This is a genomic window from Vibrio sp. 10N.239.311.G01, assembly GCF_041465805.1.
Classification (GTDB): Bacteria; Pseudomonadota; Gammaproteobacteria; order Enterobacterales; family Vibrionaceae; genus Vibrio; species Vibrio crassostreae_C.
The window spans coordinates 1-22,072 of sequence record NZ_JBFSRM010000033.1 but is presented as its reverse complement, the minus strand read 5'-3'; the positions used below and the strand labels follow the sequence as shown (position 1 = coordinate 22,072).

Here is a 22,072-nt window from a genome sequence, read left to right as displayed (position 1 = left end):
CGTTCTTTGGATCAACAGGTCCAAGATAAATTTAATCAGATACGAGTCTAAGGACAGGCTAAGTTCTCCAGTTTAAGGTAATACTATGATGAAGAAGAGTTTAGCGACGGCTGTTGCTTTATTGATTTCAACGTCCGCATTAATTTCAACGTCTGCGATGGCTGCGAATAGCGTTCAACAAACGGTTGACGCGCCAGCACAAAATATCAATCAAGTGCTTGAAATGACGGACACTCAAACCCGCATTCAACAGTTGTCTTACATGGCACAAGATCAGAATCAATCTGTTGAAAATCGTACTGGTGCACTGCAAGAGCTTGCTTCATATCCAAGCCAAAATGCGCTGGTGGCGGTGGCAAGAGGCTTAAAAGATCAAAACCCTGAAGTTCGTGAAGCGGCGGTTATCGGTTCTGAACCTTACCAACTTGAACATCGCTGGGCGTTAGTTTCCCCCTTGCTAAAAGACAGCGATACCATGGTTCGCCATACGGCAACGTCAAACCTAGTCCGTGACTTCAATGCATTGGATGACGAGCAGAAAGCACAAATTGAACCACCAGTCACAGAGCTTATTAGCTTCTTGGAAACGCAAGAATCTGAAAAGTACCAATTACTGTTTGCTGATGTGCTTCGTTGGCACAATGACTGGGATAAGGCGGAAACGGTTTATCTAGAGCTGATCAATACGCATCCAAAAGAAGCGCAAGTTTGGTTGAGCTACGCAGATAATTTTCGAGCTCAGAACAAAGATAAGCAAGCAGTCGAAGTATTAGATCGTGGTTTGGAGAGCGTGCCAAACAACGCCGCTCTGCATTATTCGAAATCGTTGACTCTGGTTCGCCTTGAAGACAAAACTGCGGCAGCCAAAGAGATTGAAGTGGCTGCGAAGCTAGCGAAAGATAACAGCTACTACTGGTACCTAAATGGGGTATTACAAGAAGAGTTGGATATCGACAAGTCGACTAAATCGTTCGAGAAAGCATATTTGATCTCTGGTTCTCCAGAGCAGCTATACGCGGTATGCGATATCTATGTGCGCTACGGAAATGAAAAGACCGATGATTGCTTAGGTGAGCTAGGTAAAGTAGCTCCTGACTATGTTATTGATCAGTTGAAAGATAAACGAGTAGCGCCAAGCTCATAATATCCTAATGAGTAATTAGCGAAGCCTATAATGAAAAGCCAGTCGACACGTTCGACTGGCTTTTTCGCATCCATGAACTGCTTAGACGAGGTTCAAGTAACTAAAGACAAAATAAGGGCAAGCCTGTTACTTGCCCATTTCGTTTTATTATTCACCCATAGAGCTTGATGCACGGCGTCTGTCGGTCGCGCCATAGATCTTGCCATCTTTGACTTCAATGGCATTCAAGCCACTGACGACTGGAATGACATGCACCGGATAACCGAGCTGCATGAACTCTGGTACTAACATTTCGGCGTAGGTTTTCTTTTCGACGAGTAAACCCGTTGGGTCATAAGGTTTGGTGCGATCAATCTTGGTCTTTGTCTTTTTGGTAAAACAGCGCAAAAGTACCGCCGCCAATCCCAGTCATATCCGGTTCAACCACCGACATTGTCATCTGCATCGCCACCATTGCATCGACTGCATTACCTCCTTGCTTGAGTACCGAATACCCAGTGCTGCTTACATATGGATTCGTTGCACTTACCATAAACTCTTCGCCAGTTTCGTCTGGCGTAATTGGAAAAGGATTTGGCTTAGCCGCGAAACCGACCGCTGAAACCAAACTTAAAGATAAAGTCGCTATTCGCATGCGTTCTCCGTTTAAGGTATCTGTTTATTCGCTCTAAGATTGACCGAGTAAGGGCGGTGAAGTTCGTGAGTTTGCAGCCTTTTTACACAACACTGACGCTGCTGACAGAATCATTAAATAGTAGAGAATTTTGCGGCTTAAATTTATTGCGAAGCTAAATGTAAGGGCAAACTTGGGTTCTCAATATTAATTTAACTATCTTGAAATCCTAATTTTTGAATAACTAAAGCGATTTTGGAACATGATGAATTACAGTCTTATGGAGAGGTGTTCAGTTTGATGTTGAACTCGTTTTTAATAAAGTAGTTAATTATACATGCTGATTTATATGGTTATTCTTACTTGCATAATAATTTATAAATAATATTAACATTTTTGTCACTATTTTCGGTGTGACAGATTGATATACTGGTCAGATCTGTTATTGTTCAAAATACATGTGCAGTTCATCATACTGTTTAACAAAGGGAGCTTATGTTTACACTATCGATCAAAAATAGGATTTTGGCTTTATGTTTAGTGTCGCTAGTAGGATTTACTAGTATTCTATTTGTCGGAGGGGATACGTTAACCAGTAACACCCAACAGGTTAATCGAATTGATCAAGTTACTTATCCGGTTATGAATGCGGCTTCATTGAATAGTGTATTGATCTCTCAATTAGCCGAGCGCTTTAATTTGGCAGTGACTCTAGGCGATGACGAGATTTTGGAGATGAACAAGCAAACTCTCGCTGAGATTCAAAATAACTTCAACATTCAAATCTCTCTCGATCCTTCATTACAGAGCTCATCTGCACTTTTGCAAAATCAAACCAATCAATATTTTGAGTTAGCTTACCGAATTGCTCAAGGCATGATAGATGAAGAGATCAGCCTTAGCGAAGCTGGGCGCCTTGCAAAACAGAGCACCGCAATCTTAGATGAGCTTACTTTGGGTATGCATAAGTTTTCTTTGGCTCGTCAATCAGAGTTTGAAAACGCGGTACAAGATCTAGAATCAAACAATAAAAAAGCTAACCAAATCATGAGTGTGTCTGGTGCTGTAGCCATGCTTACGATGTGTATCTTTGGTTGGTTTGTGGTGAAAGGTATACGTAGAGATCTCGCGAATATCAGTGACAAAATGCGTGATATTGCTGAAGGGGATGGAGACTTAACGGTTCGCCTACAGCATGAAAAAAATGACGAACTGAAACCTTTAGTTGAATCATTCAATAACTTTGTCTCTCATTTACAACAGAACGTCACACACACTATAGGTAACGTTACTCAGCTGGACACGATCTCTGGTTCACTTGTTAAATCAAGTCAAGTAACAAGTGAGTTGTCGACTAAGCAGCATCTCTCTATTGAAGAAGTATCAAGTTCATTAAATCAATTGTTTCTTGCCGCTAGAGAAATCGCTACGAACGCTAATGATGCTTCGACTTCAGCTTCCAGTGCGAGTGAGCAAGCAAGCTTAGGAGAGAAGCAAGTCAAGAGTACGATTTTAGCCGTGCAAGAATTAACGCATGATGTAAGTAATGCATCTCAAGTGGTTAAACAGCTAAATGACAACACACAAAGTGCTGGCTCGATACTTGAGTCGATCAGTGCGATTGCAGAGCAAACCAACCTGCTTGCGCTTAATGCGGCAATTGAAGCTGCACGCGCTGGTGAACAAGGCCGTGGTTTTGCTGTCGTTGCTGATGAAGTAAGAACGTTAGCATCAAGAACTCAATCATCTACACAAGAAATTCAATCTGTACTCTTACAGTTACAAGACCAAGCAAAAACTGCGTCATCGATTATTTCTGATAGCGTAGTTAAAGCCGAAACTTGTGTTGAAAAGTCAATTGTCGCGGAAAATTCTCTGCAGAAAATTACTTCAGATATTATCGAAATCAGTCAACGAAACGAAAGTATTGCCGCTGCGACTGAAGAGCAGGAGCAAACCTCCACTCGTATTGAAACTTTTGTCGAAGAAATTCGCAAGATGGCAGAAGGCACCAGTAACAGCGTTCAGCAAGTGGACGCCGTGGCGCAAGATATTCAAAAAGTGACTCGTAACCTTTCAACACTAACTGGCCACTTTAAAGTCAGTTAAGTTCCCTAGAATCATTCCCTCTCTCCTTTCGGCTATGCCTTAAGGAGGGCGGGAGTATGCCCCAAATATGGGCTGATTATACAAAAACAATTATATAAAAACGAAAAATCACATAACAATTGGAGTTAGTTATGAAGAAGACAGTGGTTGCTGCCCTAGTAAGTATGGCGTTTGGAGCAAATGCTGCAAACATGGATGATCTTCGAATTAGTGGATTTGGTTCTGTAGGCATCGGTAAGTCAGACAATGCGATAGGTTATGCGGGTTATACCGACGAAAAATTAGATTGGGAGCAAGAGACATTAGCAGGCTTACAATTTGATTTTCAAGTAAATGAGCGTGCTAAGTTCGTGACGCAAATCGTTGCAAACAGCCGTTATGATTATGAGCCAAAAATTGAGATGGCTTATGCCTCTTATGATTTTGAGGCCTTCACAGCTCGAGCAGGTAAGTTGCGTTTACCTTTGTTTTTCTACTCAGATTACACAGACCTTGGCTATGCGTATCCAATGATCAGGCCTTCTCAAGAGTTGTATGAAAACATTGTTTTGAAGGGCTACACGGGTGCTGATTTATTGATTCCGATTGAACTTGAAGATTCAAGTATTCTTCTTCAGCCAGTGGTTGGTATCGGTACTATTGATGAAGATGACTCAATTGTTGGTGAGGTGAAACTAGATAAACTATTCGGTATCAGTGCCAACTGGAACGTAGATGACTTTACCTTCCGTGGTTCATATTTTGTTGCTGAATCTAATCCATCTTGTGATTTCCAAAACTCACAAGACCCGTATTGTCAATTGGGTGCAATGCTAGATAGCCAAGATGGTCAGTTCATCTCTTTGGGTGCTCAATATGACAATGGTGATCTGTTAGTTAACGTAGAAGCTGCAGATGTTCAATTGGAAGGGCAGTTTTATGACTATCAATCGGTTTCTGGTTTGGTTGGTTACCGAGTCAATGAATTTACGCCTTACGTTTCCGTTAGCTGGGTTGAAACAACAGACAACGAAGAACGTGAGAACATGACTACGACGGCTATTCAAGAGTCGATGAATTACGAGCGTCTTTCTTACTCTGTTGGTAGCCGTTGGGATTTCGCTAAGAACATGTCTTTAAAAGCGGATGTGACCTATGTCGATTACCGCGATACTAGTGGTGGGTTCCAAAGTAATGTTGAAACAACAGTAAGCCCATATATTGCAACGGGTAATTACCTTGAAGACAGCTCTATTGTCTATTCAGCACGTCTTGATTTCGTATTCTAAGGAGGCCATATGAAAAGTTTACTGGCAGCAATAACCGTAGCGGTTCTTTCATTTAACGCTTCTGCTGGAATGGTAGTGATTGGTAACAATGCTGGCGTTGATTCTTTATCTAAATCAGACGTTAAAAAGTTATTCATGGGTAAGAAAAGCAAGCTATCGAATGGCACTAAAGCACAGATCATCGAGCTAGCTGATGGTTCTGAAGGCAGACTTGCCTTCCATGAGGTGGCAACGGGACGCAGCGAATCACAACTTCAATCAGCGTGGTCGCGACTTGTATTTACCGGTAAAGCTGAAGCTCCAATCCAGGTTTCAGACTACAACGAAGCAATTATAACGGTTGCTTCAAAAACCAATGCAATTGGTTATGTAGATGAAGCCGCTTTAACAGGTGACGTGAAAGTATTATTTAAATACTAAGCGTTGCTTACTTACCAGCATTTAAAAGCCCAAGGTTATTTGATTACCTTGGGCTTTTGGTTTTAATCACTATTGTTATTTATGACTAATAGTCGCGTTGACCAATGTTTTGATGGATACGATTTTTTATCGTGGGTTAAAACACGAAGCTCAACATGACGGTATAAAGCATCGCGTCTTTGTCATCAAAAGTATTGAGTGAACTGAAATCTTCGATAAAGGCACCTCTTGATTTATGAGCTTCAAAGTACTGAATTTCACCATTGATAGATACATTTGGCAGTACATCGTAGTCCACACCAATAAGATAACTGTTACCATTTAAGTGTTCATTGGCGTCGAATTGCGCCCCGTATACAAGGTATGGGGTAAATTGACCTAAATGATAACCAAGGCTTGCATACATAGAAGAATTGAAGTCACTGATTTGCCCCTCACTGGCAAAGATGGCCTGACCAAACTCATATTCTGCACCTAGAGACCAAAGTTGGATATGCTGATTGTTATCTGTTGGAAGAGAGCCAATGTTTTTGATTTTAACCGTTTGGTCAAAATTTGAATCTAGGAAAGATATGTTCCAACGATAATCTTCACCACTAAGCTGCAAGTTCGCTCCGAACATTCGATTGGTTTCAAATTCAAGCTTGGTTGATGAATTGAACTCGACATCATTCTTATCCTTAATTCCAACAAACGGGGAGAGTAACAAGGTCGCTTCATCGCTCACATCATGAGTCCAGTTCACTTTAATACCATTGAACGCCGTGATGCCAAGTACGCTGTTGTAGACCTCTGTAGGCGGCCTTGCTGTCATGTAAGCTTGGCCTACATAATAGTATTCAGACGCGAGAAATAACGGGAGCCTCAGACGCCCGACACTTACATCAAGGTCGTTAAACTCATAGCCAAGATAAGCCCACTCGAGTTGTGGTTCACTCCAATCGTATTGTGGTGGTTTGACAACTTGCACGGAAGCTTTGAATGAATTGTAAAAATAGTCGAGTTGTACCCCAAATGTAGTATCGCAGTCGTAACAGTTTTCATCGGTAAAGCCGCGGGTAATAATTAAGGGGTTATCGTTATCTGATTTTGCCCAAGACGTTGAGCCAAAGCCACTCAAGGATAAATTATCGGTAAGTTCGATATTCGCAAAAGCCGGAGAGGCCATTGAAGCACATAACACTGACGTAATTATTCTTTTCATATTATTTCTCCGAACTTATAACGTAGAGAACGTTGGCATTTTGAGGAACCGAAGAGAGTGGGGAGTAACCAATACGGTTTGGTTTGTCATCAAGCCAGTCGACTAAGCTGTCGGTTGACGCCGTTTTGATTTCTCTTGGATAACGCGCTTTTCCTGAAAAAGATAAACCAGCCCAGTGTGCATTCATTTGAGCGGCATTTTTTCCAAGCAAAAGCTGATAAAAGTCCTCTCTTTCGGCACTGTTCTCAGGCCAATCAGACAGTTCAACACGTTTGCCATTGAGGTGCTTAGTTTTCCCTCTATAGAGCTTTCGCGCTTTGTTTATTGATATCTCTTCAAATCCGGAGTCTAAAGAAAATATGGCATAATCTTCAGCGGCGTGAGCAGGGCTTAGAAAAAGCAAGCTTCCTAATAGCCCTACCGCGACTGGCAACATGACTCTGCGGGGAAGTGTTTTTATTGTTCTAATCCAATCCATGAGGTATCTCCTAACAAATCGCACTTTCTATTTGATGGAATAGCTTTTCTTTTCTTACGGGCTTCGCTACGTATCCATCCATTCCGGAATCAAAGCACTTTTGAATATCATCATCGATAACACTGGCGGTTAACGCGATAATAGGAGTTTTGCTTAAGCCTTGGTTTTTCTCGTGTTCTCGAATCTCCTTAGTTGCCGTGAAACCGTCCATAACAGGCATCATGCAATCCATCAAAATAATGTCGAAGCTACTGTCGTTCTGGTACATATCAACGGCAATTTGTCCGTTGTCTGCAATTTCAAAGGCATATCCGGCCTTCTTCAGCATGATAGAAGCTACTTTTTGATTGACGCGGTTGTCTTCGACTAGCAAGATTCTCTCTGATTTGCTCGGAATTGCGTTTTGTTCCGCTTCTTTAGGCAAAGTACGTTTGGTCGCAGCCCCGTTGATAATTGGAGTGACAGTTGCAGGTTGTTTCTTAGGTTGAGCTTTATAGGAAGCTGGTAGTGGCATAGCTTCTACCGCGGTGAGTACTTTCTCTTTAAGCATTTCGAACTTGAATGGTTTTGGTACATAGTCATCCATACCAACGTCGAAACACCTCTGAATATCGTCATCGATGACACTGGCGGTCAATGCAATGATAGGGATGCGTCGCGTCGCTTCCGTTTCTTTTTCAATTCTTCGGATGTTGCTTGTTGCATCAAAGCCATCCATAACCGGCATCATGCAGTCCATGAGTATCGCCGCGTAATGAGGATTAGCGGTGAACATGTCCACAGCTTCTTGACCATTATTAGCGAACTCGAATTCAAAACCACTTTTACCGACATGAAGACCAGCAATTTTTTGGTTGATCTTGTTGTCTTCAACGATGAGGATTTTGTGTTGGATCTCGACTGATGTCTGGCTTGCTTCTGATAGTTCCGCCAAACCTCGAGTATCACAAAGCTCAATAGCTTTAATTAAACGCAAGCCGAGTAGGGGCTGTGCGACTTGTGCAGTAACGCTGTCACCAAGATCCGCTGGCTCACTTAAGAAGGAACGTATCAAACAGATAGTGATGCCGTTTTGGTGCAGCTTTTCTAAGTTATCTGCGTGGGTATTAGCTAGGAATGCGTCATCTTCGGCGAAAACAACAGTAATAGGTTTAGTGTGTTTTTGAGTGGAGAGCTGCTCTGTAATTGCCGTTATATCATTCGTTTTATCGGTAACCTTCAAACCATAAAGGTTAAGGTCGGACTCTATTCGCTCGGAGAGCATGTTTTCGTTACCCAGCACATAAATATCAGCCGTTGCTGTACTTGGTTTTGGCAGTATCAAGTCAACAGGCAATACCAAGTCGAAGTAGAAACAGCTTCCTTCACCTTTGACGGAGTCGAGTTGAATTTGACCACCCATCAGCTCTACCAACTGTGTACTGATGGCTAGGCCAAGACCGGTACCACCGAATTGTCTGGTTGTTGAATCATCCTCTTGAGCGAACGGTTCAAATATTTGTTTTTGTTGCTTTGAATCGATACCAATACCTGTGTCGCGAACGGCAAATCGAATGGTGACATTATCGTCAGATTGTTCGAGCGTTTGGATTGATAATGTGACGCCACCTTCTGCCGTGAACTTCACTGCATTCGACATAAAGTTCATTAGGATTTGTCTTAAGCGGTGATCGTCGATCATCACGCGAGCTGGTGTGTCTGGGCTGATATCAACGTTAACCGATATTTTTTGTTCTTTCGCTTTTGGTGCCACAATAGAGGCGATGTCGTATATCGACTCTCTAATCGATGCAGAATGCGGGCTGATTAATAGCATGCCAGACTCAATTTTAGAGAAGTCTAAGATATCGTTGATTAAGCTAAGTAGCAGTTGGGATGAAGTTTCAATCGTATCCACATAATCACGCTGTGTGGGTGTGAGCGGCGTATCTGCGAGGATTTCCGAAATACCAATAACACCATTGAGCGGGGTGCGAATTTCATGAGACATGTTGGCCAAGAAGCTACTTTTTGCTTTGCTGGCTTGTATTGCGTGGTCTTTCGCGTGTTCGGCATCCTCTTTGGCTCTCTCTGCGTCTTCTTTTGCTACCGTCAATCTCTCTTTCGCGAGCTCTCGTTCGATGGTCAATCGTTCAACTTGCTGAGCAAACAGACTGAGTTCATCTTTACCTTGGATTAATTTATCTAAAGAAGGGCGCGTGTCATCATTTTCGCTTTTTAAGAAAGCTAACACCAAATTAAGGTTGTTAGTGACTTGTCTCGCCAAGCTAAGAGTTAAACCCATAACAATCGCAGCCAGCAAAGCGACGATTGAAATAAACAGGGTTCGTTGTATTTGCGCGTCATAGATGGCTTGCTCAACTTCTTGTTGAAACTCTTGCTTGATTACGCCGCCAAGGCTTTGTAATAAGTTGAGCCGTGCGCTCATCGCTTCTAAGCCGACAGACACTTCTTGTGGCGTCAGTTGGCTGATTGTATTTAGGTCGAGTAGCGCGCTTCTTATCTCTTGGCTTTGAGCAAACACATCATTTCGAAACACTTCAACCATCAAAGAAACTTGATGTTCGTTGGCGTTCAATGAAACAAAGCGCTCTAAGAACAATTGCTGTCTTTCACTCAAGGTTTTGATCTGTTCGGCGAGTTCTGGGTCGTACTCTTGGCTGATTTGGAAGATCTCAATCAGTGAACTACCAAGCTTGAACTCTTCGTTCGACCAAAACATCAACCACTCAAGTTGTTGAAGGGCAGTGAGGTGCTGTTGAATTTCACGTTTAGTGTTTTCAAAAGGGACTTTCTCTACTTCAAGTAACAGTTGCTTGTATAAATCGCTCTGCCATTCGAGGGCATCCAATTTATCGTAAGTGTCAGTCACTTGCATCGTCGATAAGGTCGCTTCGCTGAAATCGGCAACAAGTTGATTCATTTCATCAGATGCGTCTAAAAAAATGATGGGAGACAGGTTTTTAAGTTCTGCCTTTACTTGGTTGCTTTGAGTAGCAAACTCTTCAGGGCTAGAGGCTAAGGTACTTCTATACAAAATAGAAATATCTTGAAGATAGACAGATAACTGATTGGTTCGTTCAAAATCGGTTAACTGAGTCGTTAATATATAAGCCTGTCTACCTGCTAGGAAGAGTAATAATGAAATGGGAAGTAGAACTAAGCCAAAGAGTTTATGTTTGACTGAAAGGTTATTCCAAACCGTAATCGCCATATAAGGATCCATCCAACTGTCGTTATATAAAAACAGTAGAATAAAAATGCCGATATGGAAACTTTGAAACGGTAAATTTTACGTAAGTGTGGGAGAGGTATAAGTTCTTGTGATTCCAGAGCTTATTTGGAAATGCGTTCTTTTATTAGTAATTTATAGCGTTTGGCAGTTTGTTTAATTTTATGCTTATTGATGAATCACTTAAAAAGCTTACTAATGAGGACGATTGTTATCGAGGCTTAATTCGAAAAGAAGTTGCTCTAATACGGTTTTTGCAGAGGGTTCTAATGTCCAAATACCGAGCATTCTGTTAAGTGCGGCGCGATACACTCTGTTTTTTAGTAGGAAGGCGAGTGTGCTCGTATCATTGCTGAATACGTGCATTTGTACGATGGTGAGCTCTGCTTTGTTCTCAATGTCTATTTTCTGAAGATTGAAAGCGGGTAGGAAGGCAGACTCATACCAAACCTCAACGATCTCTCGAAGCTCCATCTCTTCTTCAGGTACATCGCACTCCTGAAGTTGGTGGTTTTCAGGAATTGCGGATAAGTAAGCTACATCAAGCTTGTCTGCAACGAATGTGTACATATTCTTCCTTGTTACCTGTGGTATTGGGGCGAATCATCCCTCTCGCTTATGAATTTGTCAATTATATCCATTTTCCTAAATAGCGAATTGTGATTAAGCGTTGAGGTTTTAGCTTAAGCTGTTTAAGTATTTGTCTGTTAAGCCAAAATATTTCAAATTTCCATCCGGCTCTAACACTAAACTCATGTTTGATGTTGCGATCAAACCAGGGTCGTTAGTCGAAAAAATCACGGTCTTATTCAACAATTTATCGGAGAACAGGCGATTAAAGTATTGAGCGTTTTCTTGCTCTGCACCGTTGAACGGTTCATCAATGATAATCAGAGATTGCTCACAGTTACCTAGGCCAAGTACCAGACGCAGTTTTTGTTGAATTCCATTCGGAAGACTTTTGCATTTATCCACGCTTAACTGAGTAGCCAAGCCTTCCGGAAGCCATTCATCTAATTCGAAGAAGCTGATCATCTCTTGCATCTTGTCTGTTGGAATCAGTCCGTTGTGTAAAATGAAGTTGGTCTCAAGTGAGCCTTCAAAAATATGCAAATTGAAAGGGATGTAGTTAATCGACGTGCGATAACGGTAGCTATTGAACTGTTTAATGTTGTAACCATCGACAGATACAGCGCCTTGATAGCGGTCTTCTAACCCAGCAATGATTGAAATTAAGGTGGTTTTACCGCAGCCCGTAGGGCCACAAATGACCACTTTGGCACTGGGTGGGATTTTGAACCCCAAGTTAGTTAAGCCGGTTGCTGCTCCCGCGTATCGGTGACTGACACCGCTGCCCACGATGCTGCCTTGGAACAGGCGAATAGGCGGGCTTTTCTCTAAGGTTAATTTGTCGTCATTCATCGACATTAAATTGTTGATCTGTGCGGACGAAGCTTTGATCGACTGGAACTTGGAAATTGAGTTATAGATACCCATGATTGGGCCTAACGCTTTCCAAACCAGAATAACGGTCGCGAGCATGGCACCCGCATCAGAAGTACCTTCCATCACGCCAATAACTGCAGTCACGATACTTGCTGTGCCAATCACTTGGATCAAACTACCGCCAGCGGCCTGAATCTTACTGTTCGTTACGGCAACGTTCTCTGCATCGCTGGTGCTTTGCATATGCGATGCGCTGAATCGAGATTGAACGACACGAAGTAAAGGCAGGCCTTGGATAGTCTTGATACCACGAAGAATTTCATTCCATTGATACGAAACCATCGCATTGGCACGCGAACTTTTGGATGTGGCTTGCGAGTAGATATAGCGCGAGTAAATACAGAACACTAACATCAGTATTAAGCCGCCCATCACCACCAATGCCGCTGTACCAGACATCAGAGCAATGGCGATGATAAATACAATCACAAACGGCATATCAAAATAGCTAAGCGTTGATTCTGCGGTCACCAAGCGTCGGAAGGTATCGATATCTTTCAAACGTGCTAGCTGAGAAGAGACCCCAGCAGTAGATGTCATCGCATAGGGTAGCCAAAGCAACTTAGATATAACGGCTTGCGAGATGTGCACGGCGAGGTCTTTACCGGAGGTCGCAATAATGTTGACGCGCATTTTCTTAAAAAAGTATTCAGAGAAGCCGACAATAATGGCGAATAAGGTTAGCCAATAGAGTGTGGCTTCGGAGCTCGAAGTCAGTGCGAAGTTATATACACTCATAATAAAGAATGGCTGCAATGCACCGAGAATACTGATGACGAAGCTGAGAATGATCAGGCTTTTAAGTTCATTGTTATAACGATAGAAAGCGTATTTAATCCAATTGCTTCTGTCTTGCGATTCCGGAGGTGGCTCGCGGAACAGACGAGAATATTCGCTAATCGCAATCAGCAAACAGGGCTTTTTGCACATTGGGTATTCAATGGTGTTGTTGTTCGTGTAATCAAACAGCAGCAACTTTCCATCTTTGGTGCCTAAGAAAATCGCACTTAGATTCTCTATTTCAATAAAGCATGGCTGAGGGTGTTTATCTATATTCTCGAGTGTCTTTAATTTGGTCACATCACAGCGATACCCAAGACGCTCTATGGTTGCTGTAAAGCTGTCGCTGTCTTTGTGTTTCGGAATAAAAGCATCGCTGAGTATCGCGGGTGTGCCTTCCCATTCGAGTGCTATCAAGGTGTAGGCCAAACCGCGGATAAGTGGCGATTGACTGTAACGTTCGTCGTATCCGCTGGATTCAAAATCCAAGACACGTTGCGGTACATTATTGAAGTCGACTAAGATACTCATTGGTCACCTCCGGTAAGTTTTACGCGTTTGAGGCGATGGTTAAGCTTGTCCATTTTATTACTGGCGATGATCAAGATTTTGTCGTTGGCTCGATAAGCCGTACTGGTGAGAACCATTCGTGCAAATTCCTCATCAAACACACAGTCGATGTCATCAAATATCAATACGCGCTTACTGGCGAGCAGGGCGCGAACTAATAATAGGGCGTAGCCAACTTGGCGTGAGAATGGGTTACGCATATGGCCTTTGAGTTCTGTATAAAAACCGGCAGGAAGCCCATCAATTTGAGCTTTGATGTTCATGGTTTCACACAGTGCAAACGCCGTGTTATTCAAGCTTGGGCGGAAACAGGTGAGGTTATCGATAATCGTCCCTTCTACGAACGAACTGGTCTTATCAACCATCAGAACACTGTTACGCCAAACGTTGTAATTGACGTCATCCAAAGGCGTGTCGTTAATCATGATATCTAGTTTGCTATCACTGTTCTGACGCGTAATACAGTTAGCGAGGTGGGTCTTACCTGAACCACTTTTCCCTGTCAGCAAATAGGCTTGTCCGAGTTCGAACTCGATACGCTGCTTTTCAGAATACTTAACCGAGATACGTTCTACTTCTGTTGTTTCATGTTGGTGTTCAACAGAGGCGGCCAATTCAAGGAGGTCAACGATACGCTGAATATGGAGTTTGTTTAACTCCCAACGGCTCGCGGTGCGCATCACTTGTTGGTAAGGCGCAAAATAACGGTTGGTTAGCATGATGATCGCGGCCATGATGCCTTGGCTAGATTCCATATTGATAACGGCCGTTGCCAGTACCACAACAACACAAGCTATAGAAAGCTGTTGGATGAGCGCCAATATTAGGCTGAAGTTAGATTCAATCTGCTCATATTTGATGTTCTCAACTTCGCGCTCTTCGACCATTTGTGTCATCAGGCTTTCAACGCGGTATTCCATATTTCGAGCTTTGATATCAAGCGGGCTAGAGATGATCTCAATGATTTTGGAGGTAGTTAACCCTTCGATGTCTGACTTATTCTGCAAACTACCAATCTTTTGTTTGGAAAGGCTCCACGCAAAAATAGCCAAGATGACAGAGGCAATCAGAAGGGTAATGCCAGCCCATATGTTGATGAGTCCTATGATGAGGATAGTGATCACGCTGACGGCAAGGTTGATAAGCGCTCGAACCGATTCGCCACCAAAGAAGGTTTTCAATTCAGGAATGGTTGAGATTCGTTCTAGGTATTCGCCTGGCTCCAAACGTCGGAACTTAGAGATTTCCGCCAAACAGATGGATTGAAATACCTTATTGGTTAAGTTGGTCTCAAACTGCCTCATGATGACAGAGGAAATCTTCTCTTCCTGATTTTTTAAGTGATAGTCGAGGAAGATAGAAATCAAGATAATCGCGAACAATAAGAACAGAGTATCTTGTGCTTGGTTGGGTAACACTCGGTCAAAAATGATCAGAATGGAGAAGGGCAGTACCAAACCAAACAGGGTCGATATTATCGTTGAGAAAGTCAGATAACACTTATCTGCCATGTTGATCTTTTGCGAAAACTGCTCAGTTTGCATTGCGACCTCCTTTCCTCAACGACTCCGTTGAGAGAAGATGTTTAGGCACCAAATCTTGATTGTCTCGTCCCTCAATATCGCTCATTAATTGCATCACGCTTTCGATAGATTGAATTGAGAGTATTCCCTTAATTTGCTCAAGCTTGATGGTCTCGATGATGTAGTCGTATCGTGCGCTTTCGTAGTCTCTTAAGGCGCTGAATAGTTTACTTTCCGCCGCCAGCAAGTCGGTGATAGTACGCGTGCCCAATTGGTAGGCTCTTTGGATCCCTTTATAAGACGCGTAGTTGGCGCGAATGATGTTTTCGTAACTGCTTATAGACTGCGAGAAATCGTTAATGTTGAGCACGGAGGTATTCACACTGTTACGTGTGGTGTAAAGCGAATCTTGGTAAAGCAGCTCAGTACGTTCGATGGCCGTCGATGATTTTTGATAGCCGTAGTAATCAGAGCCACCAGACAAGATAGGAACTGCTAGGTTTAACCCAACACTGGTTGAGTTACTTTCGCCTGTCGCTGTAATGTCGGTTTTGTCGAAGTTATTGGCGTCATCGTGTCGATAGCTGGCTGAAAGCGATACGGTCGGTAAGAAGTTCGAACCGCTCTCTTTTAAGCTTCTGCGGCTTCTTTCTACGTTTTTCCTTGCTACCAACAAGTCGTTATTGAGCTTTAACGCCTGATCCATGATCGAGCGTTGCTCTGTTTCGTTGATCTCTTTTAAAGGCACGCTTTCGTATATGTCTTGCGATGGAGTAATAGGGTATTGAATTTGAATAGAGAGCCCGTTGAGAATGACACGACGGTCTTTCTGCAAGGTTCTCAATCGATTCGACACACCTTCTTTCTGAGCAATCACTTCGTAAAGCTCACTGGCGGCTGTATTGCCGAGTTCCACATTGCGTCGCATTTGATGTTCACGCGTCTCAGACGACTTAAGCTCTACCTTGGTCGCTTTAATTTGTGCGTTGTTTTTCAAATACTCAAAGTATTGAGAGCCGATTTCTGAAATAGTGCTTTGGATTTTGTTCTCGTGTTTAATCTCTTCAATGTTGAAGTCGAGCTTTGCCGTCCCATATTTGAAAATATCGCCCAGATTGAAGATCGATTGAGAAAGGGAAAGGCTGTAGCTGTTCGAGTTATAGCTTGAAGTTTCATCAGGCACACTTGATAGCAAGGTTTCATTCTCGTTCCATGTGGTATCGGCAGCACCATTGAGGGAAGGAAGAAATTTTGAGCGGCTGATACCAATGTTGTACTCGTTCTCTTCGACCCCTTTATCACTCGCCCGAAGAGAAAGGCTGTTCTGCAGACCGAGTTCTACCGCCTCAAGCAGGGTAGTCGCCGATGCTGAAGGTGTCGTGCTTAATGTAAGCGCAGCTATGATGCTGCTAGTTAAGTTTTTGTACCGCCACATATTTGTTGATCACCTTGATGATTTGGTCGCTTTTATAAGGTTTGCTGATTACGTAATCCATTCCGGCCTCAATACAAGCCTGGTGTTCGTTACTGCTGGTCAATGCGGTTGCACCTATGATGGTACAAGGGTTTTTCTCGTTTTCTTGTTCGAATTGGCGAATGCGTTTTGTGGCTTCGATGCCACCCATACCCGGCATGATGCAATCCATGAAGATGATGTCAGAACGCTTGTTCATAAAGTGCTTCACGGCATCGGCGCCATCGCCAACCATGTCTGGTTCATATTCTTGTTTGGTCAAGATTCGTTTCAGTAAAATTTGTTGAACTCGGTCATCCTCTACGATAAGGAATGAGCTGTTTTCCATCTGTTCTTCCGATGCTTCCGCTTCCATAATGGTGAGTAGGTTTGGAATGAACTCGTAAGGGATAGCAGGAGCGTTGATGATTTTGTCGACGAAGCTATGACACTCTTGTGCTTGCTGAGTGTTGGTCACTGACAACAGTAACTTGGTATTTGGGTGGTTCTTAAGCTGAGATTTCACCGTCTTGCTCAACGACGGCAGCTTGTTGGGTTCAAAGGTATCGGTGAGCATAATCGCATCGTAATCACCGAACGTTTTCGCCGCTGAGAAAAGCTCATTTGCAGTGCGAATCTCGGTGATATCAAGCCCCAAGTTACTGAGCATTTTCTTCATCACATCGATGCGAACTTGAGTATTAGCACACAAGAGTAAACGCTTGCCATCAAAGCGAGTTTTCTCTGTGTGGAAGTTCTTAGCCTTAAGATCAAGCTCGATCTGAAAACGTTCCTGAGCCCCTGACTGGAACCAGTGGCTCTCGTAATATCCGTAATCCTTCAGAACGCTTTTCGCTAAGTCATCTGTGCTGGCTGTATGGTCTTTGTGTGCGCTCCAATGGAGTTTGTTGAGCTTGGCAACAGAAACATCCAGTGTTGATAAGAAGTTGAGGTTGATGGTGACACGGGTATTTTCCATGTCTGAAGCCGCACCCGATTCAATCGTTACAAACAGTTTCTTATTTGATTTGAGTTGAATGGCATTGGAAAGCTGCAGAAACAATATCCAGAACAAGCTGGTGGATTGACCTTCTACACGATTGGGTAAGTTGTCAGAAATAAAGCAGTCCAGTTGGCTTTCATTACGTTGTACTTTGGCACTGATATGAATCATTAATTCAGATAACACACTCAGTAAAGAGAACTCTTTCGACTTGCTTTCCGTACCCTGTGATATCAAGCGATTATAGTTTTCTGCTAACTCAGATAGTGTGCTACACGCAGAGGTAATATCGTTCGCCATCAACACGCCGTTTTCATCGGTTTCTTGAACCAGATATTGGACGCCACCGTTGATGGTGTTTGTAATTCCGCGAATCTCATAACCGATCAGCGCATACAACTGTTTGTAGAGATCGTTATTGCGCTTTTGGTCTTCTAATTTACTGAAAATAAGTTTGAGATGAGAGTAAATCTGACGCTGCTTGGGGTTGATGCTAACTTCATTAAGAAGCTCTTCAAGACGTTGTAAATCTAGCTGCTTCAGCTCTTGATACAGGGCATCGAATTCATAGTCGATTTCGCGTTCGTTAGAACTGGATTTCTTTAGCTTCAACATAGCAACTGAGTTGGATAGAATCGTAATCACAGCCAATATCACGACCACCATAAACAACCAGATAAAGAACTCGTTTTTTTCTGACATTAAGTCATTTGCATGGTTGTTAAACATGGTGCGATAGTTGTCGTCCATCTGCAGATAGTTATTGGTCAATGAAAGGTACAAGCCTAATACGTCGTTACGTGTTTTTGCGCTATCGGAGAAACGATTAATCGCCAATTCCAGTTGTGTGTATTCAGTTGCCCCAACCAAGCTGAACTCGGTTTTGTTCAACGAGGCTAAAGAGCGAAATTCATTAATTTCAAGCTTCAAGTTAACCAGGTTGAATTGGTTAGTGCCGCAAGTGTTGGTACTTAAACACTGTTGCAGAGTTTGAATATCTTGTTCTATGGTCTGATTAAGCTTCTGGGCTTGTATGAGCAGTGGGGCGCTTTGCACTTGTGCGACTGAATCTATTTTTGACCAAGAAAAGTATAAATAGAAAGCGAGCGCAGCCAATACCACGCTAAATAGTATGCTTAGACGTAGGGCGGGTATGGAAATATTGTACGAAGGTTTACCGCTCATTGATTATCTCTCATCGAAAGCATCCTCGATGGCTGACATCACCGGTTTCGCAGCGTATTCGATCACGCGACGCGAGCCTGTTTTCACATCAGCGGTAAACTCCATGTAAGGTGATAACTTGTATTGAGTGCCTCCTCGTTCAAGAAAATTTCGGTCAATTTCAATCTCAGCTAAATAGAATTCAGCGTCTTCTTCTTCGTATGATGAACGGCTGATTGAGGCGATGGTTCCCTCAACAAACCCGTATTTTGCAAAGTTATAGGTATCCATTTTTACTTTCACTGCCTGACCAATTTCGACAAATCCCATGTCTTTACGTGGGATCTTCGCTTCACCGTGTAACGAATTATTTATTGGGGCAATATCGGCGATACTTTCTCCTGGCGGAATCACAGCAGAACGGAAATTGAAGTGAAGTTTATCGACCACACCATCGACTGGCGAGTAGACGACTAGGCGATCAACCTTGTCGGAATGCTGCGGTTGTAAGATTCGCTTTAGCTTGAGGTCTTTGTTCGCTTGAATGATTTGTGCTTGGTACTCAGAGTTTCGATTCTCAACCAAGTCACGGTGTTGCTTTTCCAGTTTGTCGAGTTGGAAACGCTCATTCATCACAGATTCGTCAAGGTTCTCAATCTCACGCACCATATTCGACTCTTGTACTTTCATGTTAAGAACGTCGACATAAGACGCCATCTCTTCTTTATAGAGGGTGTTTTTGATGTTGAGCTGCTTACGTATCAGAGAGAGTTGATTCTCTGAACTTTTGCGACGCTTTAACATTGAACTGATCAACGAGTTCTTGTGCTTAATATCGTGTGTAATGAGTTCTTCATTTGAACGGTTTTTAGAGAATTCTTGTCTCCAGGTATTCATGTTGACCTGAACTTGCTCAGGGTATTTCTCAATGAAAGCGTCGAAGTTAGGCTCTATCATGTCGCGTAAGCTTTCATAACGAATCTTATCGAGCTCTATCTGAATAATTTCAGTATTGACGGTATCAAGTTGAGTGTTACGGTCAAGTGAGCGTATTCGAGCGATAGGTTGGCCCTCATAAACGACTTCCCCTTTTCTGACTAACAATTCTTCTAATATCCCGCCTTCTAAATGCTGAACTTTCTCAACATCCGATTCCAATAGCAGTTCGCCACGTACAGAAACAACAATATCGATACGTGCTTGTGACGCCACCGCAATAGCGACCAAAGCGAGCAAGAATATAATGAGCAACGTTTTGTGAACGCTGGTCATGGCACTAGCAAGCACAATAGTGTCATCAGCTGTGACCTTAGAAGCCTCGTTATTGGAAACGAGTGCTTTTCTGAGGTGATGTTCTATTTGGTTATTGCTCATGACTGACCTCGGTTACTTGCCATCTATTACTTCCTTAATATCCAACAAGTGGTTGATTTGTCGATTGACGTTGTGCAATTCAGTTTTTACATCCTCTATTAGATCTTCCGGCGCAGGAAACTCGTGTCTACTCAAGTGTTCCAATTTGGCCATTTTTGGCGGAAGGTCTTGGTCGCAAAGCAACGTTAAGATGGTCTTCAATCGTTTTGAGTAACTGTTGAGTTCATCAAAACGATTACCTTTATGAAGCGCTTCTATATTTAGGGCTGCGTCAGAAAAGTCATTGTAAAAGTCGCCTAATAGCAATTGCAGCCCTTTGTGGTTGTTGTCGACCGAGCGCAACAAATTCGTCATGTCTATCATCGCTCCACTCCCTTAATTGCTTTAATCACAATAACTAAGGATCTTTAAAGGCAGTTTTCAAATTTTTTTTGATTCTTTCTCTTTAAAAAGAAATTATGAAAAATGTTGTATAAAAAATTGGTTTTTCAAAATGATGTCCTTTAATGCCTCTATAAATACGATCAGTTAGCTAGTAGCAACGGAGGCTGTAATGGCAGGCGAAAATAACCAAAACAACCAAAATGAAGATCTAAATGACGCGGTAGAACAAACGGACACGAACGACGCGGGTACGCCCTCCCAACAGCAGAATCAACAAAATCAACAAAACACGATTGCGTCGACAATAGCGACGGGTGCTGAAAATGCGGATGCGGCAGACGAAGTTAACCAGGCTTTAGACGAAAATCCGAGTGGTGCAGGTAATGCTGAAGATGCCTCTGCTTCTGGTGCGGCTGTGCAAGAAGAGACGCCAGAAAGTGATGGAGATTCAGACGCTGCACAATCCAATGTAGTTGGTGGAGCCGCTTCTGAAGCTGGCTCGGATAACGCTGCTGGCAGTGGTGGCGGTGCTGGAGCGGGCGCACAAGCTGTAGGTGGTGATATCGCAGAGGCTGCGACAGGTGGTGTAGACGCTGAAGGTAATGAAGAACAAGGCCAAGCTGCGCGTACTTCAGCAGCGCCGAGTGCGACATCTTCAGAGTCGGGTGACCAACAAGTTGGTGATGAGCTAGATTCACAAACAGTAGAAGAGACGTTTGCAGTTGATGTTCAAGCTTCTGACGAAGAGACCATTAGCGAAGTAGAGGATGACTTTGATTCTGAAACGGTAAGCGAAACGTTTAAAATCAAAGTGGAAAGTGAAAATGATGCGCCAGAAGCTGAACAAGATCTGGCTTACATCATGGATGAAGATGGCTCCATAACATTCACTCAAGAACAATTACTCGAATACGCAAGTGATGTAGATGGGGACGAGCTTGTTGCTTCTAACGTTCAAGTTGGTGATGATGCAACAGTTCAAGACAATGGTGATGGTACTTTCACCGTTGTTCCTTCAGCTGATTTTAATGGTGAACTTGACCTTACTTTCGACATCAGTGACGGCCAAGAAACGATTAGCAGCGCAATTGATTTAACGGTACGCCCGATTAATGACGCGCCTGTTCCTGAAGATAAAACGTTTGAAATCGAGGAAGACGGAACTCTTGTATTCACCGACGCTGACCTCCTTTCTGGTGCGACAGACATTGAAGGTGACAACCTAACGGTTGAAGGTGTGACCTACGATGGTGGCGACGGTATCCTGACCGACAACGGCAACGGGACTTACACCTTCGCACCGAATGAAAACTTCAATGGTGACGTAAACTTCGGCTTCGATGTGTCAGATGGCACCGATACGGTATCAGCAAACATCGACGTGAGCGTAACAGCGGTTGATGATGCGCCAGTGTCTGGCGACCTAGCGTACTCAATCGACGAAGATGGTTCGATTCGTCTAAGCCAAGAGCAGTTGCTATCACAAGCATCAGATGTTGAAGGCGATGACCTAACAGCCAGCGGCTTAACGGTCGACGGTGATGCAACCGTTACTCAAAACGATGACGGCAGTTTCACGATTACGCCAGATGAAAACTTCAATGGTGACATCGATATCAGTTTCGATATCTCAGATGACACCAATACGGTTCAAGCATCAGCTGACCTAACGGTTAACCCAGTTAATGACCTGCCAGTACCTCAAGATCAACAGTTCAGCGTTGAAGAAGACGGCACGTTAATCTTTACTGATGCCGACCTATTAACAGGCGCAACGGACATTGAAGGTGATAACCTAACGGTTGAAGGTGTGACCTACGATGGCGGTGACGGTATTCTTACCGACA

The 22,072-nt window shown here is 43.2% G+C and carries 16 protein-coding genes and 1 pseudogene; 5 read left to right on the top strand and 12 right to left on the bottom strand.

The features are described from left to right. Nucleotides 1-85 precede the first annotated feature (85 nt). Nucleotides 86-1,144 (top strand): HEAT repeat domain-containing protein, encoded by a 1,059-nt coding sequence (locus tag AB6D06_RS20075; protein WP_102319817.1) that lies wholly within the window; start codon nucleotides 86-88, stop codon nucleotides 1,142-1,144. Nucleotides 1,145-1,291: 147 nt separating this feature from the next. On the opposite strand, the gene AB6D06_RS20070 is transcribed toward AB6D06_RS20075, so the two are convergent. Continuing rightward, nucleotides 1,292-1,435, bottom strand: coding sequence for a hypothetical protein (locus tag AB6D06_RS20070; protein WP_157939025.1), 144 nt, complete (start codon nucleotides 1,433-1,435; stop codon nucleotides 1,292-1,294). A gap of 64 nt (nucleotides 1,436-1,499) precedes the next feature. Continuing rightward, nucleotides 1,500-1,778, bottom strand: a pseudogene (locus AB6D06_RS20065) (gamma-glutamyltransferase); the annotation flags it as partial. A gap of 621 nt (nucleotides 1,779-2,399) precedes the next feature. Here AB6D06_RS20065 and AB6D06_RS20060 point away from each other — a divergent pair. From AB6D06_RS20060 to AB6D06_RS20050, 3 genes are all read left to right on the top strand, one after another. Further along, the gene (locus tag AB6D06_RS20060; protein WP_372111607.1) at nucleotides 2,400-3,866 is read left to right on the top strand and encodes a methyl-accepting chemotaxis protein; all 1,467 of its coding nucleotides are present in this window, start codon (nucleotides 2,400-2,402) and stop codon (nucleotides 3,864-3,866) included. A 131-nt stretch (nucleotides 3,867-3,997) separates the two neighbouring features. Then, entirely contained in the window at nucleotides 3,998-5,134 is a 1,137-nt protein-coding gene (locus AB6D06_RS20055; RefSeq protein ID WP_016768816.1) for an outer membrane beta-barrel protein, read from the top strand. 9 nt (nucleotides 5,135-5,143) lie between these two features. Then, nucleotides 5,144-5,554, top strand: coding sequence for a phosphate ABC transporter substrate-binding protein (locus AB6D06_RS20050; RefSeq protein ID WP_010429296.1), 411 nt, complete (start codon nucleotides 5,144-5,146; stop codon nucleotides 5,552-5,554). 136 nt (nucleotides 5,555-5,690) lie between these two features. Here the strand turns inward: AB6D06_RS20050 and AB6D06_RS20045 are convergent, their stop codons facing one another. From AB6D06_RS20045 to AB6D06_RS20000, 10 genes are all read right to left on the bottom strand, one after another. Further along, nucleotides 5,691-6,758 carry a sulfate ABC transporter permease gene (locus tag AB6D06_RS20045; protein WP_372111569.1) on the bottom strand — a complete coding sequence of 356 codons (1,068 nt, stop codon included), beginning with the start codon at nucleotides 6,756-6,758 and terminating at the stop codon, nucleotides 5,691-5,693. 1 nt (nucleotide 6,759) lies between these two features. Further along, nucleotides 6,760-7,236 (bottom strand): hypothetical protein, encoded by a 477-nt coding sequence (locus AB6D06_RS20040; protein WP_017060466.1) that lies wholly within the window; start codon nucleotides 7,234-7,236, stop codon nucleotides 6,760-6,762. A gap of 10 nt (nucleotides 7,237-7,246) precedes the next feature. Then, the gene (locus AB6D06_RS20035; RefSeq protein WP_372111567.1) at nucleotides 7,247-10,450 is read right to left on the bottom strand and encodes a response regulator; all 3,204 of its coding nucleotides are present in this window, start codon (nucleotides 10,448-10,450) and stop codon (nucleotides 7,247-7,249) included. Nucleotides 10,451-10,663: 213 nt separating this feature from the next. Continuing rightward, nucleotides 10,664-11,038, bottom strand: a complete 375-nt coding sequence (locus tag AB6D06_RS20030) for a hypothetical protein (protein ID WP_017060464.1) — start codon at nucleotides 11,036-11,038, stop codon at nucleotides 10,664-10,666. A 108-nt stretch (nucleotides 11,039-11,146) separates the two neighbouring features. Next, nucleotides 11,147-13,285 carry an ATP-binding cassette domain-containing protein gene (locus AB6D06_RS20025; protein WP_017060463.1) on the bottom strand — a complete coding sequence of 713 codons (2,139 nt, stop codon included), beginning with the start codon at nucleotides 13,283-13,285 and terminating at the stop codon, nucleotides 11,147-11,149. Then, nucleotides 13,282-14,868, bottom strand: coding sequence for an ABC transporter transmembrane domain-containing protein (locus tag AB6D06_RS20020; protein WP_017060462.1), 1,587 nt, complete (start codon nucleotides 14,866-14,868; stop codon nucleotides 13,282-13,284). Before AB6D06_RS20020 ends, AB6D06_RS20025 begins: the two co-directional genes overlap by 4 nt. Then, nucleotides 14,858-16,282, bottom strand: coding sequence for a TolC family protein (locus AB6D06_RS20015; protein WP_372101358.1), 1,425 nt, complete (start codon nucleotides 16,280-16,282; stop codon nucleotides 14,858-14,860). Before AB6D06_RS20015 ends, AB6D06_RS20020 begins: the two co-directional genes overlap by 11 nt. Then, entirely contained in the window at nucleotides 16,257-18,488 is a 2,232-nt protein-coding gene (locus AB6D06_RS20010; protein ID WP_372101356.1) for a response regulator, read from the bottom strand. The genes AB6D06_RS20015 and AB6D06_RS20010 overlap by 26 nt, the downstream gene beginning before the upstream one ends. 3 nt (nucleotides 18,489-18,491) lie before the next feature. Next, the gene (locus AB6D06_RS20005; RefSeq protein WP_017060459.1) at nucleotides 18,492-19,841 is read right to left on the bottom strand and encodes an HlyD family type I secretion periplasmic adaptor subunit; all 1,350 of its coding nucleotides are present in this window, start codon (nucleotides 19,839-19,841) and stop codon (nucleotides 18,492-18,494) included. 12 nt (nucleotides 19,842-19,853) lie between these two features. Further along, nucleotides 19,854-20,204: a hypothetical protein gene (locus AB6D06_RS20000; RefSeq protein ID WP_065584860.1), complete on the bottom strand. Its 351-nt coding sequence runs from the start codon at nucleotides 20,202-20,204 to the stop codon at nucleotides 19,854-19,856. Nucleotides 20,205-20,394: 190 nt separating this feature from the next. On the opposite strand from AB6D06_RS20000, the gene AB6D06_RS19995 reads away from it, so the two are divergent. Further along, a partial coding sequence (locus tag AB6D06_RS19995; RefSeq protein WP_372111560.1) for a cadherin-like domain-containing protein occupies nucleotides 20,395-22,072 on the top strand: 1,678 nt, incomplete at its 3' end.

Bases quoted from the DNA above. Each gene is read 5' to 3' on its own strand.
- AB6D06_RS20075 (WP_102319817.1), top strand. From the start codon at position 86: ATGATGAAGAAGAGTTTAGCGACGGCTGTTGCTTTATTGATTTCAACG.
- AB6D06_RS20070 (WP_157939025.1), bottom strand. From the start codon at position 1,435: ATGTTAGTACCAGAGTTCATGCAGCTCGGTTATCCGGTGCATGTCATT.
- AB6D06_RS20060 (WP_372111607.1), top strand. From the start codon at position 2,400: ATGAATGCGGCTTCATTGAATAGTGTATTGATCTCTCAATTAGCCGAG.
- AB6D06_RS20055 (WP_016768816.1), top strand. From the start codon at position 3,998: ATGAAGAAGACAGTGGTTGCTGCCCTAGTAAGTATGGCGTTTGGAGCA.
- AB6D06_RS20050 (WP_010429296.1), top strand. From the start codon at position 5,144: ATGAAAAGTTTACTGGCAGCAATAACCGTAGCGGTTCTTTCATTTAAC.
- AB6D06_RS20045 (WP_372111569.1), bottom strand. From the start codon at position 6,758: ATGAAAAGAATAATTACGTCAGTGTTATGTGCTTCAATGGCCTCTCCG.
- AB6D06_RS20040 (WP_017060466.1), bottom strand. From the start codon at position 7,236: ATGGATTGGATTAGAACAATAAAAACACTTCCCCGCAGAGTCATGTTG.
- AB6D06_RS20035 (WP_372111567.1), bottom strand. From the start codon at position 10,450: ATGGCGATTACGGTTTGGAATAACCTTTCAGTCAAACATAAACTCTTT.
- AB6D06_RS20030 (WP_017060464.1), bottom strand. From the start codon at position 11,038: ATGTACACATTCGTTGCAGACAAGCTTGATGTAGCTTACTTATCCGCA.
- AB6D06_RS20025 (WP_017060463.1), bottom strand. From the start codon at position 13,285: ATGAGTATCTTAGTCGACTTCAATAATGTACCGCAACGTGTCTTGGAT.
- AB6D06_RS20020 (WP_017060462.1), bottom strand. From the start codon at position 14,868: ATGCAAACTGAGCAGTTTTCGCAAAAGATCAACATGGCAGATAAGTGT.
- AB6D06_RS20015 (WP_372101358.1), bottom strand. From the start codon at position 16,282: ATGTGGCGGTACAAAAACTTAACTAGCAGCATCATAGCTGCGCTTACA.
- AB6D06_RS20010 (WP_372101356.1), bottom strand. From the start codon at position 18,488: ATGAGCGGTAAACCTTCGTACAATATTTCCATACCCGCCCTACGTCTA.
- AB6D06_RS20005 (WP_017060459.1), bottom strand. From the start codon at position 19,841: ATGAGCAATAACCAAATAGAACATCACCTCAGAAAAGCACTCGTTTCC.
- AB6D06_RS20000 (WP_065584860.1), bottom strand. From the start codon at position 20,204: ATGATAGACATGACGAATTTGTTGCGCTCGGTCGACAACAACCACAAA.